Origin of the sequence: Pseudarthrobacter sp. NPDC058119, assembly GCF_042884655.1 — a bacterium.
Lineage (GTDB): Bacteria > Actinomycetota > Actinomycetes > Actinomycetales > Micrococcaceae > Arthrobacter.
The window spans coordinates 917,631-932,414 of record NZ_JBHVTN010000001.1 but is presented as its reverse complement, the minus strand read 5'-3'; the positions used below and the strand labels follow the sequence as shown (position 1 = coordinate 932,414).

Annotated in this window: 13 protein-coding genes; 6 read left to right on the top strand and 7 right to left on the bottom strand. The window is 68.5% G+C overall.

What is annotated here, in order from left to right; all coding sequences use genetic code 11:
• Positions 1-91: 91 nt before the first annotated feature.
• The 5 genes from ACFVTD_RS04445 (at position 92) to ACFVTD_RS04425 (ending at position 9,015) form a co-directional block, all read left to right on the top strand.
• The gene (locus tag ACFVTD_RS04445) at positions 92-2,227 is read left to right on the top strand and encodes an Hsp70 family protein (RefSeq protein WP_387558582.1); all 2,136 of its coding nucleotides are present in this window, start codon (positions 92-94) and stop codon (positions 2,225-2,227) included.
• 1 nt (position 2,228) lies between these two features.
• Entirely contained in the window at positions 2,229-4,316 is a 2,088-nt protein-coding gene (locus tag ACFVTD_RS04440; RefSeq protein ID WP_387558579.1) for a LuxR C-terminal-related transcriptional regulator, read from the top strand.
• 163 nt (positions 4,317-4,479) lie between these two features.
• Positions 4,480-5,535, top strand: a complete 1,056-nt coding sequence (locus ACFVTD_RS04435; RefSeq protein WP_387558577.1) for an IniB N-terminal domain-containing protein — start codon at positions 4,480-4,482, stop codon at positions 5,533-5,535.
• A gap of 109 nt (positions 5,536-5,644) precedes the next feature.
• On the top strand, positions 5,645-7,513 hold the full coding sequence (locus ACFVTD_RS04430; RefSeq protein WP_387558574.1) for a dynamin family protein: 1,869 nt from the start codon (positions 5,645-5,647) through the stop codon (positions 7,511-7,513).
• Positions 7,510-9,015 (top strand): dynamin family protein, encoded by a 1,506-nt coding sequence (locus ACFVTD_RS04425; protein WP_387558571.1) that lies wholly within the window; start codon positions 7,510-7,512, stop codon positions 9,013-9,015. The genes ACFVTD_RS04430 and ACFVTD_RS04425 overlap by 4 nt, the downstream gene beginning before the upstream one ends.
• Positions 9,016-9,023: 8 nt before the next feature.
• Here ACFVTD_RS04425 and ACFVTD_RS04420 read toward each other — a convergent pair whose 3' ends face one another.
• On the bottom strand, positions 9,024-9,593 hold the full coding sequence (locus ACFVTD_RS04420; RefSeq protein ID WP_387558568.1) for a hypothetical protein: 570 nt from the start codon (positions 9,591-9,593) through the stop codon (positions 9,024-9,026).
• A gap of 5 nt (positions 9,594-9,598) precedes the next feature.
• On the bottom strand, positions 9,599-9,988 hold the full coding sequence (locus ACFVTD_RS04415; protein ID WP_387558565.1) for a PLDc N-terminal domain-containing protein: 390 nt from the start codon (positions 9,986-9,988) through the stop codon (positions 9,599-9,601).
• A 61-nt stretch (positions 9,989-10,049) separates the two neighbouring features.
• Here ACFVTD_RS04415 and ACFVTD_RS04410 point away from each other — a divergent pair, with 61 nt between their 5' ends.
• Positions 10,050-10,361: a DUF4229 domain-containing protein gene (locus ACFVTD_RS04410; protein ID WP_387558562.1), complete on the top strand. Its 312-nt coding sequence runs from the start codon at positions 10,050-10,052 to the stop codon at positions 10,359-10,361.
• Here the strand turns inward: ACFVTD_RS04410 and ACFVTD_RS04405 are convergent.
• The 5 genes from ACFVTD_RS04405 to ACFVTD_RS04385 form a co-directional block, all read right to left on the bottom strand.
• A complete protein-coding gene (locus ACFVTD_RS04405; RefSeq protein WP_387558559.1) occupies positions 10,358-11,239 on the bottom strand; it encodes a 1,4-dihydroxy-2-naphthoate polyprenyltransferase in 882 nt (293 codons plus the stop codon). The two genes, ACFVTD_RS04410 and ACFVTD_RS04405, sit on opposite strands and share 4 nt — an antisense overlap.
• Before the next feature lie 75 nt (positions 11,240-11,314).
• A complete protein-coding gene (locus ACFVTD_RS04400; RefSeq protein WP_387558556.1) occupies positions 11,315-12,538 on the bottom strand; it encodes an AMP-binding protein in 1,224 nt (407 codons plus the stop codon).
• Between the two features lie 12 nt (positions 12,539-12,550).
• Positions 12,551-13,504: a 1,4-dihydroxy-2-naphthoyl-CoA synthase gene (locus tag ACFVTD_RS04395; RefSeq protein WP_387558553.1), complete on the bottom strand. Its 954-nt coding sequence runs from the start codon at positions 13,502-13,504 to the stop codon at positions 12,551-12,553.
• A gap of 22 nt (positions 13,505-13,526) precedes the next feature.
• Complete coding sequence (locus ACFVTD_RS04390) at positions 13,527-13,967, bottom strand: VOC family protein (protein ID WP_387558550.1); 441 nt, start codon at positions 13,965-13,967, stop codon at positions 13,527-13,529.
• 51 nt (positions 13,968-14,018) lie between these two features.
• Positions 14,019-14,780 carry a CPBP family intramembrane glutamic endopeptidase gene (locus ACFVTD_RS04385; protein ID WP_387558548.1) on the bottom strand — a complete coding sequence of 254 codons (762 nt, stop codon included), beginning with the start codon at positions 14,778-14,780 and terminating at the stop codon, positions 14,019-14,021.
• Positions 14,781-14,784 lie beyond the last annotated feature (4 nt).

Genomic DNA, 14,784 nt, shown 5'->3' with positions numbered 1-14,784 from the left:
CAGGGCTGTCCCCGGGTCCCTCGGAATGCTACGTTGGTGACGTCCACTGTGATGAAGCTTGCATGTGGACCGCCAGCCTTCCGAGGTAACAATGAGCTACGCACTGGCCGTAGACGTCGGGACCAGTTTCACGGCAGCCGCCGTGGTCCGCTTCCACCAGGGTCCTTCCGCGGTGCCCGAGTGCCTGCCCCTGGGCGGGCGTGGAACCTCCGTGCCCTCCGTGGTCTACTTCCCGGAGGAAGGCACTGTCCTGGTGGGCGAGGCTGCAGAGCGCCGCGGACTGGACTCGCCGGAACGCGTTGCCCGGGAATTCAAGCGCCGCATCGGCGATGCCGTCCCCATCATCCTGGGCACCCTGGCGCTGCAGCCGGAGGACGTCTTCGCCACCGTAGCCCGCTGGGTGGCGGACCGGGCCGCAGAGCGCGAAGGCGGTCCGGCGTCGGCAGTCTTCCTGACCCACCCCGCCGCGTGGGGCAGCCACCGGCTGTCCGCGATCCGCGAGGCCCTCACCGCCCACGGCGTGGACAACGTGACCCTCCTCCCCGAACCCGAGGCAGCAGCACTGCACTACGCATCGCAAGTGCGCGTGGAGGAAGGCAGCACCATCGCCGTGTACGACCTCGGCGGGGGCACCTTCGACACCGCCGTCCTGAGGAAGGCCGGCAGCAGCCGCTTCGAACTGCTGGGCCGCCCCGAAGGCATTGAAGACCTCGGCGGCGCGGATTTCGACGCCGCGGTATTCAGCTACGTCGCCGCCCACACCGGCAATGCCCTCGCGGACCTTGACGCCACCGATCCCGCAGTCCTGGGCGCCCTGGCCCGGCTTCGGCGCGAATGCGTCGAAGCCAAGGAAGCGCTGTCTGCGGACAGCGAGGCAAGCATCCCGGTGCTCCTGCCCGGCGTGCAGCAGCAGGTCCGCCTGGTCCGTTCAGAGTTTGAGGCCCTCATCGAAGAGCCCGTGCGGGAAACGGTGGACGCGCTGGAACACTCCCTGGCCCAGCTCCACCTTGCGCCGGCGGACCTGTCCACGGTGCTGTTGATCGGCGGTTCGTCGCGGATCCCGCTGGTGGCGCAGGTGGTCTCCGAGGAGCTGGACCGGCCCATTGCAGTGGACGCGGACCCCAAGTCCTCCATCTGCCTGGGGGCGGCCGTGGCGGCGCTGCTTGCCCACACCGCAGCAGCCCTGGAATCGGCCGCACCGGCAGGAACTGGAGCCGCGGAAACCGTTGCGGCACGGACTGAAGCGGGCATCGGAGGGGCTCCCCCCGCCGTCGTACCTGCCGCCCTCCCGCCTGGTCCCACCGGACCGGAGATGCCCAGCTGGTCGCGGAAATATGCGACGGCGGGAGCCGGGCCCGGGCAGGGCACCGGCCGCCGTGAGTGGCACGGTGGAAGGGGCGCCCATGCCCCGAAACCCACCGTCCGCATCACGGCCGTCGCCGCGGCGGCTGCGCTCCTGACGGTCCTCACGGCAACTGCCGCCCAAAGTCCCGACGGGTTCGGAAGCCTGACCGCCATGTTCGTGCCGCAGGCCGGGGCGAGCACGGAGGGCGGCTCCACGGGCCCGGCAGCTGCGGGCGCAGGGGAAACCCCAACAGTGGGTGCGCCCCAGCCACTCGCAGGCATCGAAGCCAGTGTCCGGAAGCCGATCGGGCAGGAACCCGGACTCGACGTGTCCGCCTCACCCACCACCCGGCAGGCCCCGGGCGGTGAAGCGGCCGTGGGCGGAGCAAACCCGGGCGGCCCGGAAGCCGCTGGCGGGAACCCACCTCCCGCGGACACGGGTGCAACAGGGACGGGAATCATTCCCGATTCAACCACCGTGGGCCCGGCAATGCCGCCGGGCACCCCCGGGCCCGCACCAACAGATCCTGCCCCCGTCGACACGGCGTCGCCGGACACCACGACGCCCACGCCGACGGACAGCACCCCGCCGGCGACGACGGACCCGGCAACGTCGACGCCCGGCGGCACCGGCGACCCGTCGGGTTCCGGCACCCCTACCCCTGATCCCGGCACGTCGTCCCCAGGCACCGGGGAACCGACCCCCACAGTAGTGCCCACCACCATGGCGGCTCCGTCCCCGACGGGTGACCCCGTCGTTCCCCCCACGGCTGACCTGACGCCCACCCCGGCCGTTGCACCGTCGCCCACTCCGGAGGACACCACCGCCAGTCCCATTGAAACTGCCGTCGCGACGGCCTCGACCACCTCAACGGGGGCCTGACATGGATGGAAACCTGCAGCGGGCAGAGCGGCCCGTACCACTGCACACCGCACCGGACCACCAGGGGCACCCACCCCATGTGGCGGAGCTGATGGCCAAACAGCTGAAAGGCGCGAACGCTGCCCTGCGGGAGCTGCTGCTGGCCCTCTCGGTCGGCTTCGCCCTGCCGGGCCCGCTGCCCGCGGACCTCCAGCACAAGTTCATGAGCGGCACCGTGGAGGACCTCGACTCCCTGGTGGACCGCGCCGAAGCAGCCGGACTGCTGACTCCGGACGGGACGGTGGTGGGGACCGCCCAACACGCGCTGCTGAGCGCCGCGCCCACCGCCAAAGTCCACGCCCTCCAGCGTGAGCTGGTCACGGTCTTCGCGTCCGCCGGCCAACCCCTTGGCAACCTGGCCCGCGAGCTGGCCAGGGGCGGCCTGGCGGATCACCGCGTGGCCGCGGAACTGGAACAAGCGGCTGACGCCATGCTTGAAACCGACCCCCGGCTAGCCACGCAACTCTACGAGGAAGCACTCCTGGCCGGCGCCGATCCACTTGCTGTGGCGGCCAGGCGCGCCCAGGCCGCCGCCGGTGACGGGGAACTCGACGCAGCGGCACGCATCATCGACGCCCTCCTGGTCAGCCCGGATCCGCCGGATGTGCGCCGCGGAGCCGACGTCGCAGCGTCCGTGTGGGCGCAACGCGGCATGCTGGCCCGCGGCGCAGACGTCTACAGCTGGCTCGGCCCAGGACGGGTGGGCCCCTCCGCGCCGCTCGCCGCCGTCGCAATGATCGGCGCAGGTGACCGGGCCGCGGCGGAGGCCTTCTTCCAGCCCGATGCTCCGGCGGCCTCGCCAACGCTCCTCGCAGCCGCCCTGGTGCAGACCGGCCAGGGAATCCTCGCATCGCTGGGAGACAAGCCGCACCAGGGCATCCCCATCCTGATCCACGCCTCGGACATGCTGAACTCTGCGGGCACGGCCCTTCCGCTGCCGGAGACGCCTGCAGCGCTGGCCGCCCTGCTGGCCCTGCACAGCGGGGAACCGCACCTGGCCGAAACGGTCTGCCGGGCAGCCGCAGCAGCCGGGCAGGGCGGCCATACTGCCCAGCCCAGGCTCCTGCTGCTCCAGGCCTGGGCAGCCATGATGCAGGACAAGCTTGAGGACGCCCGCCTGGCGGCCACGGAGGCGGCCAAAGCAAATCATTGGCCGCTGGTCCCACGTGATGAGTTCATGGGAGCGGCACTGGAAGTGGGGCTCGCCCGCAGGAACGGCGATGTTCCTGAACTGATCAGGGCGTGGGAGCGGGCGCGCGAAGCCATGCTCCACACATCGGTGGACCTGTACAACCTGTTGCCGTGGGGGGAACTGCTGATCGCAGCGGCAAGGCTGCGCGAGACGCGCCGCGTGGCGCAGTACCTCGAAGACGCCTGGAAGCTGCTGGGGCGCCTGGGCGGCCCTGCACTGTGGGCCGTTCCCCTGCACTGGTCCGCCGTGCAGGCTGCGCTGCTGAGCGAAAGCCCGGCCGATCTCGCCCCGCACGCAACCGCACTGGCACGGGCGTCCGCCCACAGCCAGCTCGCCGCGGTCCTCGCCACGGCAGGCAAAGCCTGGGTCTCCGTGCTGGCCGGCAGGTTCCGGACCGCGGAGGTGGAGGGGGCGGCAAGGCTGCTCGGTGCGGTGGGAATGCCATGGGAGGGTGCTCGGCTCGCCGGCCACGCCGCAGCGCGGGCCGAGGAGCGACGGGACATGATGCGGCTGCTTTCGTGCGCCCGGGACCTTCATCCGCAGGGGAGTCCCGTCGGCGCAGCTTCGGGGGCAGCAGAAGTGCAGGCAGGCAACGCCGGCGACAGCGGAGGCAAAGGGGCCCCGCCGGACGCGTCCGGTTTGAGCGAGCGCGAAAAGGAAGTGGCCAGGCTGGTGCTTGAAGGCAAGACGTACCGGGAGATCGGCGAGGCAATCTACATCTCACCCAGGACGGCGGAGCACCACATAGCCAGGATCCGGCGCCGGCTGGGGGCGGAAAACAGGTCCGACCTGCTGGCCCGCCTGCGCCTGTCCCTCGGCGTGGAACATTCCCAGCAGCTGAATCCACAGCAGGAATAACCCTAATACCCCTAGGCGCGGAGGTGGTGGTGCCCCGGAAGGGCATTTACGGGTAGGGGGGATGCGCCCGATGCCCTGTCCCCGGCGACGAATCTAGGTTGGAAGCACCCAGATACGTTCACCGGATGATCCACAACTCAACGAAGATGTGAGGACCACGCATATGCCAACACTCGCAAATGACCTTGTCCAGTTCCTCATGCAACTTTTTGGGAACCGGGAAGCGATCCAGGAGTTCCTGGATGACCCGGAACGGGCGCTTGAGGAACACGGGCTGGCCAACGTGTGCTCGGCTGACGTTGACGCCGCGATGCCAGTCGTCCTTGACTACGCGCCCATCACCCTCAACGCACTGTCCTTCGTCCGGGGAAACGCCGGCAGCGTGTGGCACGGGTCCGCAGGTGCTTCCGCCACGCATGCCGGAAGCGCCTCCGCGATCCACGCCGGCGGGATGGCTGCCGGCTATGGCAGCGCCAACTACGACCACGATGACCACGCCCACGCAGTACAGCAGCTCCAAAACGTGGTGAACCACTTCTCTTACACCACGCAGACCACCATGCTGGACGACCGGGATACCATCACGGACCAGTCCGTAAACCAGAACATCTGGGCGCATGGGGACGTGGAGCAGTGGTTCGACACCCACGCCGTGGTGGCTTCGGGAGACCGCGCCGTGGCCGCCGGCGACGACGCCGCTGTCCGGGACTCCAACAATGCCAGGGATTCCTACAACACCGACCACTCATCCGATTACTCCACGGACAATTCCGTCCATGCCGGCGGCGACGTCGGCATCGGAACCGAGGAGACGGACATCTCCGGCTCCTTCAACAACGACCTCGGCCTGGACGTGGACGATTCCTTCAACGACAGCTCGGACAATTCCTACCACCCGGACTATTCGGACCACTCCGTCAACACCGAGATGGACCTCGACGCCAGGGACTCGTTCAACGACAATTCCGGCAACTCCACGAACAGTTCCGTGGATGTGGACGATTCCTTCAACCAGGACAGTTACACCAGCACAGCAGTTGAGGTCCACGTGGACGACTCCTTCCAAGACAACCGGGCCACGAGCATCGTTGAGGACAACCTGGTGGTCGCGGACAATCAACTCGACTTCACGGAGGACAACTCCACCCACACTGATGTTGACCTGGACAACCACCCCACCATCGATGATGCAGTGGTTGACGACTCCACCGCGCTGTAACACGCTAGTTCCGTAAGGCGAACCGCCCGGCGGGCGGGCACTGGGCAGGGGACACTGGGCAGGGGGACACGCTGTGGCAGAGGCAGGACCGGCAAGGCCACCGGGGCCCATGACCGCCGGGCAGCTGGTCAAGCTCCTGGAACAGGGGCTCCAGCTGGTGGGCGACGGGGACCGCGCCGACCTCCGCCGGAGGCTGGGCCAGGCCATGGCCCGGCTGCAGGACCCCAGCATCAGGGTCATCGTGGTGGGGGAGTTCAAACAGGGCAAGAGCAAGCTCATCAATGCTTTGCTGAACGCTCCGGTCTGCCCGGTGGACGACGACATTGCCACCTCGCTGCCCACGATCGTCCGCTACGGAGATCCGGCCTCGGCCGCCGTCCTGGTCCCCGCTGCGGATACGCCGGCCGGGGACGCTGCAGGGCCGCCCCCGGAGGACAGCGTGGAGCGCCGCCCCGTCGAACTTTCAGACCTGCCGGCACTTGTTTCGGAGCAGGGCAACCCGGGAAACAGCCGCAATTTCACAGCTGCCGAAGTCTGCCTGCCCCGCCGCATCCTGACCGGGGGCCTCACCATTATCGACTCCCCGGGCGTTGGCGGCATGGGCTCCGCCCACACCCTCACCACCCTCACCGCCCTCCCCACCGCGGATGCCATGCTGCTGGTCTCGGACGCATCCCAGGAGTACACCGAGCCGGAGCTGCGGTTCCTGCGCCAGGCCATGCGGATCACCCCCAGCGTGGCCGCTGTCCTGTCCAAGACCGACCTCTACCCCGACTGGCGGCGTGTCGAAGAGCTGGACCGGGCCCACCTGGAGCAGGTGGCACCGGACATCCCGCTGTTCCCGCTGTCGGCCGACCTCCGCCTGGAGGCGTCACGTCTCCAGGACGCCGAGCTCAACAGTGAATCGGGCTTCCCGGACCTGGTGGCCCACCTGCGCAACGACGTCGTGGGAAAGGCCCAGCGCATCCAGCGGCGCTCCGTCAGCCAGGACCTGCTCTCCGTCACCGAAAACCTCCGACTGTCCCTGCAGTCCGAGCTTGAGGCGCTGGAGAACCCCGGCGGCACCCCGCAGATGCTCGCGGCCCTGGAACAGGCCAAGACGGAGGCGGACGAACTGCGGAAACGGTCCGCGCGGTGGCAGCTGACGCTTAGCGACGGCATCAACGATCTCATCGCCGACATGGAGTACGACCTCCGTGACCGCCTGCGCCGGATCCTGCGGGAAGCCGAGACCGCCATCGACCAGGGCGACCCCGGACCGGTCTGGACGCAATTCTCCCAGTGGCTTGAGGAATGCGTCGCCGCTGCGGTTTCGGACACGTTCGTCTGGACCAGCGAGCGGTCGCAATGGCTGGCGGCACAGGTGGCCGAGCACTTCGCCGCCGACGAAGTGGCCCTGCCCGTCCTGCATGTCTCGGAGTCCGGAGACGCGCTGGACCCGGTGGACCAGATGCCGGAGCTGGACCCCGGCCGCGTGAACCCGATCCAAAAAGTCCTCATCGGCATGCGCGGGTCCTACGGCGGCGTCCTGATGTTCGGCCTCCTGACCGGGATTTTCGGGATGGCCCTGATCAATCCGCTCTCGGTGGGCGCCGGGCTGCTGCTGGGACGCAAGGCCTACCGGGAGGACAAGGAAACGCGGCTGAAGCGCCGCCAGGGGGAGGCGAAGGCGCTGGTCAGACGGCAGTTGGACGATGTGACATTCCAGGTGGGAAAGCAGTTAAAGGACAGGTTGCGCCTGGTGCAGCGCACCATCCGGGACCACTTCACCGAGATCGCCGACGAATACCACCGGTCGCTGTCGGATTCGGTGGCAGCAGCCCAGAAGGCAGCCAATTCCTATGCCCAGGAAAAGGAGGGCCGCATGCGGGACATCAGGGCCGAACTAAGGAAGGTTGATGCCCTGCACCGCGCCGCTGAAGCGGTGGCCGCCGAGGTTTCCGCCGCTGGAAGCCGTTCTGCAGCGGGGGTGGGATGACGGCGTCAACCACGGCCGGAGCTGCAGGACTGATCCGGGAGGCACTTGAGGTCTATGCGGATGACCCGCTCGCCACCAAGGCGTTGCGGGGCCATGCACAGCGGTTGGCCGAGCCCCTGAGGATTGCCATTGCAGGAATGGTGAAAGCCGGAAAATCCACCCTCCTGAACGCCATCATCGGCGAGGAAATCGCCCCCACCGACACCGGCGAGTGCACCCGGATTGTCACCTGGTACCGGTACGGCCACACACCCCGCATCACGTTGCATCCTTTCGACGGCGAGCCCCGGAACCTCCCCCTGAAGCGCGCAGACGGCCGCCTGGTCTTCGTCCTCGACGGCGCTCAGGCGGAAGAAGTTGAACGCCTCGACGTCGAATGGCCTTCCCCGGCCCTGCAGGCCATGACCCTGATCGACACCCCCGGGATCGCCTCCCTTTCCCAGGAGGTGTCCGCGCGGTCGGTCAGGTTCCTCACCCCGGAAGATTCGGCGTCGGAAGCTGACGCCGTGATCTATCTGCTGCGGCACCTGCACGCATCCGATATCAGGTTCCTCGAGTCCTTTCGCGACACGGCGGCCGGCCGCTCGGGCACCGTCAATGCCATCGCGGTGCTCTCGCGGGCGGACGAGGTGGGAGCCGGGCGCATCGATTCGCTGTTGTCCGCCGGTGCCATCGCGGAACGGTACAGCCGGGACCCCAGCCTCCGGAAGCTCGCGCTCGGCGTCGTCCCCGTGGCGGGGCTCCTGGCCCAAAGCGCCCGCACCCTGCGCCAGGCGGACTTCGAAGCCCTCCAGCTCCTGGCCACCGTTGACCGGGCTGCCCGCGAGAAGATGATGCTCTCGGCAGACAGGTTCCGCCGCTCAGCGGAACCGCTGGAACTGGCGGAAGACGCCCGCGCGTCACTGCTGGAACGCTACGGGCTCTTCGGCATCCGGCTGTCGGTGGTCCTGGTCCGCAACGGGTTTGGCGACCCCACCCCACTGGCCCACGAACTGGCCAGGCGCAGCGGACTGGATCCATTGCTGGAGCTGCTGGACCGCCAGTTCAAAGCGAGGGCAGAAGCACTGAAAGCCCGGACGGCGCTGGCAGCCGTGGAAAGCCTGCTGGCCAGCCGGCCCCGGGAAGGGACCGAACGCCTGGCAGAGGCCCTGGAGCGGCTGCAGGCCAACGCACACGAATTCCGCGAGCTGAGGTTGCTGGCCGCGCTCCGGACTACGGGCGTGGAACTGGCCCCGGAGCTGGCGGCGGAAGCCGAACGGCTGATCGGGGGCCTGGGCGCCGAAGCAAGCCAGCGGCTGGGCGTGGCGTCCGGCACGGGTCCGGAGGCGCTCGCCACCGAGGCACGCCGCGTGCTGGCCCGCTGGCGCAGGGTGTCCGAGAACCCCCTGACCGCACGCTCCGCCGTGGAAGCCTGCCGCGTAGTCATCCGCAGCTGCGAGGGCGTGCTGGTGGATTGCACCGGCAGGGAAACGGGCACGGCCCGGCAGCCGCAGTCAGCGTAGGGGTACGCTCAGCCCTGCCCGCGCCCGCCCTTCAGCCACGCTGCTGCAGGAGGCAGGAACAGGAGCACCAGTCCTGCCAGGGCCAGGAGCAGCCCCGCGCCCCACAGCATCACCACGTAGCTGCCCGCGGCACCCCCGGGGACCAGGAATGCGGAGGCGAGGACCATGATGGGCACATGGATGGTCAGCAGCAGGACCAACGTCCAGCGGGCCCAGGTCCTGCGGCCCAGCACGGCGGCCAGCACAGCGGCCTCAAGCACCGTCACCAGGAGCAGGGCGAGGATGCTGCCCCAAAACACGATGTTCGCCGCGGTGCCCACCGATTCGGCGTCGCGGCCTGCGGCCATGCCCGCCACCACCCCGCGAAGCCGCTGCAGGTTGGAGTCGCGGGCTGCGAAGGACCCCAGCAGGACGGCCAGTCCGGCGGCGAAGCTGAAGAGCCAGAATGCGCGGGCGGCACGGATGGTGCGCGGCACCGCGGGGGTGGCCGGGATGGGCGGTGGGGCGGAGTAGGACAGACCGGGCCTTGGTGGGGGAGCGGACAGGCGCCGTTCTTCGCCGCCGGCTGGGGACGCCATGGGCGCTATTTCAGTCCGTCGGTATCGTGTTCGTCCGTGCCGTGCTGGTGCTTCCCGCCGTCCTCCTTGGCCTTGGACTCGAGGTCGTCGCGGAGTTTCCGGAGGCGCTCGGCCTCGGCCTGGTTGCGGCGGCGTGCCTCAAGGTTGCGGAGGAAGTCCGGGTCATCATCCGGAGCGGTGGGGTGCGGGTAGCTGGGCCGTGGCTGCACAGTGCCCCGCGGCCGGCCGATCAGCAGCCACAGGATGGCGCCGAGGACGGGCAGGACAATTTGGACGATGATCCACGCGGGTTTCGAAATCCCGCGGGTCAGGCGGCCTTCAGTGCGGATCACGTCCACCAGGCCATACACAAAGATGACGAGGACTGCGACGGCCAAAGCCACACGGAAGAGCATGCCATTAAGTCTATCGTCAGGACGCGCAGGGGCCCCTGGCCGGGGCGGCTAAACTTGAATAGTGGCCTTTTTGAAATATTCCCTGATCCGCCTGGCGATCTTCCTGCCCTTGTTCGTCCTGTTCATGCTCCTGCAGGTCGGGGCGCTGATGGCCGTCATCTGTGCCGCGCTCATTGCCTTCGCCATCAGCTACCTCTTCTTCCAGAAGCAGCGCGACGCCGCCTCCGCAGCCCTGCAGTACCGCTTTTCGGGGAAGGCCAAGCCGATGCGTTCCGCCGGCGAGGTCCAGGACGCCAACGCCGAAGACGCCCTGCTGGACGCCAACCCTGACATCACCATCAACAACGCCAAGGGCAGCGGCAAGAAGAGCTAGAACCCGTGGCTGAGGATCAGCCCCAGTGAGAACAGCACGCTGTAGCCGAGGTTGATCAGGCCGGTCTGCTTCAGGACCGGGATCAGGCTCTTGCGCTTGCGCCCGTTGATCATCAGCCAGGCCGGCATAAGGCACGCCGGAATGAGCAGCAGCACAATCAGGATCCACGGCCGGCCGGGTGCCAGGATCACCACCAGCAGGATCGCGACGGCGAGCATCAGGACGTAGCTTTCGCGCGCGTGCTTGTCGCCAAGCCGCACGGCCAGGGTCTTCTTGCCCGCCTGCATGTCCGTGGGAATGTCCCGGACGTTGTTGGCCATCAGCAGTGCGGTGGCGATCAGGCCGGTACCGATGGCGCCGATGACCGCGGACAGGCTGATGTGCCCGGCCTGGGTGTAGGTGGTGCCCAAGGTGGCCACCAGGCCGAAGAAGACGAACACGAACAGGTCGCCCAGGCCCATGTAGCCGTAGGGGTTCTTGCCGCCCGTGTAGCCCCATGCCGCCATGACGCAGCCCAGGCCCACCAGGATCAGCCACCAGGCCTGGGTGAGGACCACCAGGACCAGGCCGAACACCATGGCCAGCGCGAACGTTCCGAACGCCGCCCATTTGACGTGTTCCGGCTTGGCGGCGCCGGAGCCCACCAGCCGCAGCGGGCCCACACGGTCGTCGTCGGTGCCGCGGATGCCGTCCGAGTAGTCGTTGGCGAAGTTCACGCCCACCTGCAGCAGGAGCGCCACCAGCGCCGCGAGGATGGCGTTGGGCAGGAGGAACGAGCCCATTTCATAGGCTGCGGCAGAGCCGATCAGCACCGGCGCGATCGCTGCCGGCAGCGTCCGGAGTCGGGCGCCTTGGATCCATTGGGCGGCTGTTGCCACGGTTAGTACCTCGTGTTGTTTCGGTAAGACGGCTGGATGGAACGTGCGCACCCGCCGCGGTGGTGCAGGTCCACTCTACTTTCCCCCATGCTGCGTGCTGAGTTCGGCGGTCATGGCGAGCCGGTCAGGCTTTCCGTTCGGCAGCATCCGCAGCGCCGGCGCGGTGAGGACCGTTTTGGGCGCCAGGACCCCCAGTTCCTGCTGCCAGTGCCGTTGAAGAACGACGGCGGGATCCCCGGCTTCCTGCCCGGAGCCAGCTTCCCCGGCGGTACCCCCGGCGGCTCCACCGTTGGGTGCCAGCGCCACGTAGGCCGCCACCGCCTGGCCCCATTCGGCGGAAGGCACGCCGGCCACGAAAGCTGCCGCGACGGCGTCGGACTTTTCCAGCTGCTCCTGCACGTGGCCGGCCGAGACCTTGACGCCGCCGGTGATGATGACGTCGTCGGCACGCCCCAGCACGGTGAGGCGGCCGTCGTCGTCGATCGAGCCAAGGTCGCTGGTGCGGTACCAGCGCACGCCGTCCTCCTCGAAGAACGTCCCGGTCTCTTCATCAGGGGCTTCGATGTACCCGGCAGCCACGGTGTCCCCGCCCAACAGGATCCGGCCGTCTTCCGCCACCCGGACGGAGACGCCTTCCAGGGGGTAGCCGTCGTACACGCAGCCGCCGGACGTTTCCGCGGAACCGTACGTGGTGACCACCCGCACTCCGGCGTCCCGCGCTGCAGCCAGCAGCGCCGGGGACGCAGGCGCCCCGCCCAGCAGGACCGCGTTGAAGCGCCGCAGCACCGCTAGGGTCTCGGGGGAGGGCTGGTCCAGGAGCCGCTGGAGCTGCGTGGGGACCAGGGACGTGAACCGGATCCTGTCCGTCAGTTCCAGCGCGGCGGCGGTGAAGGCCTCCGGGGTGAAGCCACCGGACATGTCCATGACCCAGGGCCGGGTGCCGGCAAAGAGGGACCGCACCAGCACCTGGATGCCGGCGACGAACTGGACGGGCAGGGCCAGCAGCCATTGCCCCTCGCCCTTGAGCCGCAGCGCGGTGGCCATCGAGGAGGCCGCCAGGCACTCCACGGTCAGCAGGGTCGCCTTGGGCGCCCCGGTGGAGCCCGAGGTGCGGACCACGGCCACGGCGTCGTCGCAGCCTGGGGTCTCCACGTGCCCGACGACGAGGCCGCCGTCCGGCCCCACGGACAGTTCGACGGCGGGGCCCTCGCCATGGAGGGCGGCCGCGAGGGCCTTCAGCGCGGGTTCGACGTTGAGCGGCCCGCCGTGGGCCGTGCTCGGTGAGTCTTCGCTGTTCATTGCCGTCCTGCCTTAGAAATAGTGCGGGAAGCGTGACCAGTCGGGGTCGCGTTTTTGCAGGAAGGCCTCCTTGCCCTCCACGGCTTCGTCCGTCATGTAGGCCAGCCGGGTGGCTTCGCCGGCGAACACCTGCTGGCCGGCCAGTCCGTCGTCGGCCAGGTTGAACGCAAACTTCAGCATGCGGATGGCCTGCGGGGACTGCCGTGCGATGTCCGCGGCGTACTCCAGGGCCACCTCCTCCAGGCGCCCGTGGTCCACGGCCTCGTTGACAGCGCCCATGCGGACCATGTCGTCTGCGGAATATTCGCGGGCCAGGAAGAAGATCTCGCGGGCCGTTTTCTGGCCCACCTGCCGGGCCAGGAGCGCCGAGCCGTAGCCGGCGTCGAAGCTTCCCACCGTGGCGTCGGTCTGCTTGAACTTGCCGTGCTGCCGGGAGGCGATGGTCAGGTCTGATACGACGTGCAGTGAGTGGCCGCCGCCGGCCGCCCAGCCATTGACGACGGCGATGACCACCTTGGGCATGGTCCGCATGAGCCGCTGGACCTCAAGGATGTGGAGCCTGCCGGCACGGGCGGGGTCGATGGTTTCCTGGGTCTCGCCGTCGGCGTACCGGTAGCCGTCCCGGCCGCGGATACGCTGGTCGCCGCCGGAGCAGAAGGAATGGCCGCCGTCCTTGGGGGAGGGGCCGTTGCCGGTCAGCAGGACGGTGGCGACGTCCGGTGTCATCCGGGCGTGGTCCATGGCCCGGTAGAGCTCGTCCACGGTCCCGGGCCGGAAGGCGTTGCGGACCTCCGGGCGGTTGAAGGCGATGCGGACCGTTGGCAGGTCACGCACCCAGCCGCCGTCGGAATCCCGCTCCACCTGGCGGTGGTACGTCATGTCCTGGAAGTCGTCAAAGCCGGAGACCACCCGCCAGCGCATGGGATCGAAGACATCGGACACCGGGGCGGGGATCTGGTTGCTCACCGTCCAAGTCTAGTAATCGGCGTCAGCTGATGCAGAACTCGTTGCCCTCAGGGTCCGCCATGGTGTGCCAGGAGTGCGGGCCCTGCCGTGCCGACCAGAGGAAGGAAGCGCCCCGGGCCTCGAGTTCGCGCCGCACCTCGTCCTTGTCCCGGCCGTCCAGCCTGACGTCCCAGTGCACCCGGTTCTTCACCGTTTTTCCCTCGGGTGCGGTCTGGAACAGGATGCGCCGCTCGGGGGCTTTCGACTCGATCTCCTCCGGCGGCCGGATGGCCGCGCCGTCCTTCCACACCAGGTTCCCGCGGTGCGTCATGGTCTGGTTTTCGGTGGCGTAGCCCTGCTCGATCATCGAGCGGATGAAGCCTGCGTCCTGCGGCTCCACCGCCCACTGCAGGGTTTCGGCCCACCAGTCGGCGAGCTCGTGCGGGCTGGCGGAATCGACAACGATCTGGATGTTCAGTCCCATCCGTCCACGGTAAGGGCGGGCGGCGCGTTGGGGAAGGTCCGGTGCAGGTGCTCAGGCCTGGACGTTCTGCATGTGGCTGATCAGTTCCGGCGGGATGGCGTACACCAGGACCACTGCCAGGAGGTTCTTGGCGGCATGGACGAAGTAGGAGAACATCACGTTCTTCCCGGTCCACATATAGACGAACACCAGCGTGGCGCCCATGGCCAGGTAGGGGAGCAGCGCCGTCAGGGTCACCGCCTCCTGGCCCACGATGTGGAGCGCGGCGAAGAGCGCCACCGAAAGCGCGCAGCAGATCCAGATGTTCACGCGCCGGGACATCTTCCCAATAAGGAGGTGGCGGAAGATGTACTCCTCCACGAACGGACCCACCACCACCAGCAGCGGAACCATGAGCCAAGCCGGGACCTGCTGCATCAGCGCCTGCAGCCCCGCCTGGTTGGCGGAGGTTTCAACCTGCCCGTTGGCGGCCACCACGACGGCGGTGAGGATCATCATGGCGATCACGGCTGCCGGCACCATCAGCAGCGTGAACCAGGGCCGGGTTGCCAGGACCTTGAGGTCCCGGACCACCACGCCGCGGGCGGCCAGGAATGCCAGTATTCCCACCGAAGCATAGAACAGCAGGTTCACTGCGTAGGACGCCGCTGCGGGGGACGGGGCGAGCTGCCGAAGCAAAGGTGCGAGTACGTTGCCGGCAACCGCAAAGAAGCCGGCGATGGCAACGTAGAGGCCCAGTGTGGCCAGGTCCAGCCGGGAAAATCGGTACAGCTGCGGCTGCGGGGCGGGCGGTAAGCGGTGGGCTGTGGCCATGCCC

What these genes read in the sequence shown, in the direction of transcription:
- ACFVTD_RS04445 (WP_387558582.1), top strand. Translation starts at nt 92, where the DNA reads ATGAGCTACGCACTGGCCGTAGACGTCGGGACCAGTTTCACGGCAGCC.
- ACFVTD_RS04440 (WP_387558579.1), top strand. Translation starts at nt 2,229, where the DNA reads ATGGATGGAAACCTGCAGCGGGCAGAGCGGCCCGTACCACTGCACACC.
- ACFVTD_RS04435 (WP_387558577.1), top strand. Translation starts at nt 4,480, where the DNA reads ATGCCAACACTCGCAAATGACCTTGTCCAGTTCCTCATGCAACTTTTT.
- ACFVTD_RS04430 (WP_387558574.1), top strand. Translation starts at nt 5,645, where the DNA reads ATGACCGCCGGGCAGCTGGTCAAGCTCCTGGAACAGGGGCTCCAGCTG.
- ACFVTD_RS04425 (WP_387558571.1), top strand. Translation starts at nt 7,510, where the DNA reads ATGACGGCGTCAACCACGGCCGGAGCTGCAGGACTGATCCGGGAGGCA.
- ACFVTD_RS04420 (WP_387558568.1), bottom strand. Translation starts at nt 9,593, where the DNA reads ATGGCGTCCCCAGCCGGCGGCGAAGAACGGCGCCTGTCCGCTCCCCCA.
- ACFVTD_RS04415 (WP_387558565.1), bottom strand. Translation starts at nt 9,988, where the DNA reads ATGCTCTTCCGTGTGGCTTTGGCCGTCGCAGTCCTCGTCATCTTTGTG.
- ACFVTD_RS04400 (WP_387558556.1), bottom strand. Translation starts at nt 12,538, where the DNA reads ATGAACAGCGAAGACTCACCGAGCACGGCCCACGGCGGGCCGCTCAAC.
- ACFVTD_RS04390 (WP_387558550.1), bottom strand. Translation starts at nt 13,967, where the DNA reads ATGGGACTGAACATCCAGATCGTTGTCGATTCCGCCAGCCCGCACGAG.
- ACFVTD_RS04385 (WP_387558548.1), bottom strand. Translation starts at nt 14,780, where the DNA reads ATGGCCACAGCCCACCGCTTACCGCCCGCCCCGCAGCCGCAGCTGTAC.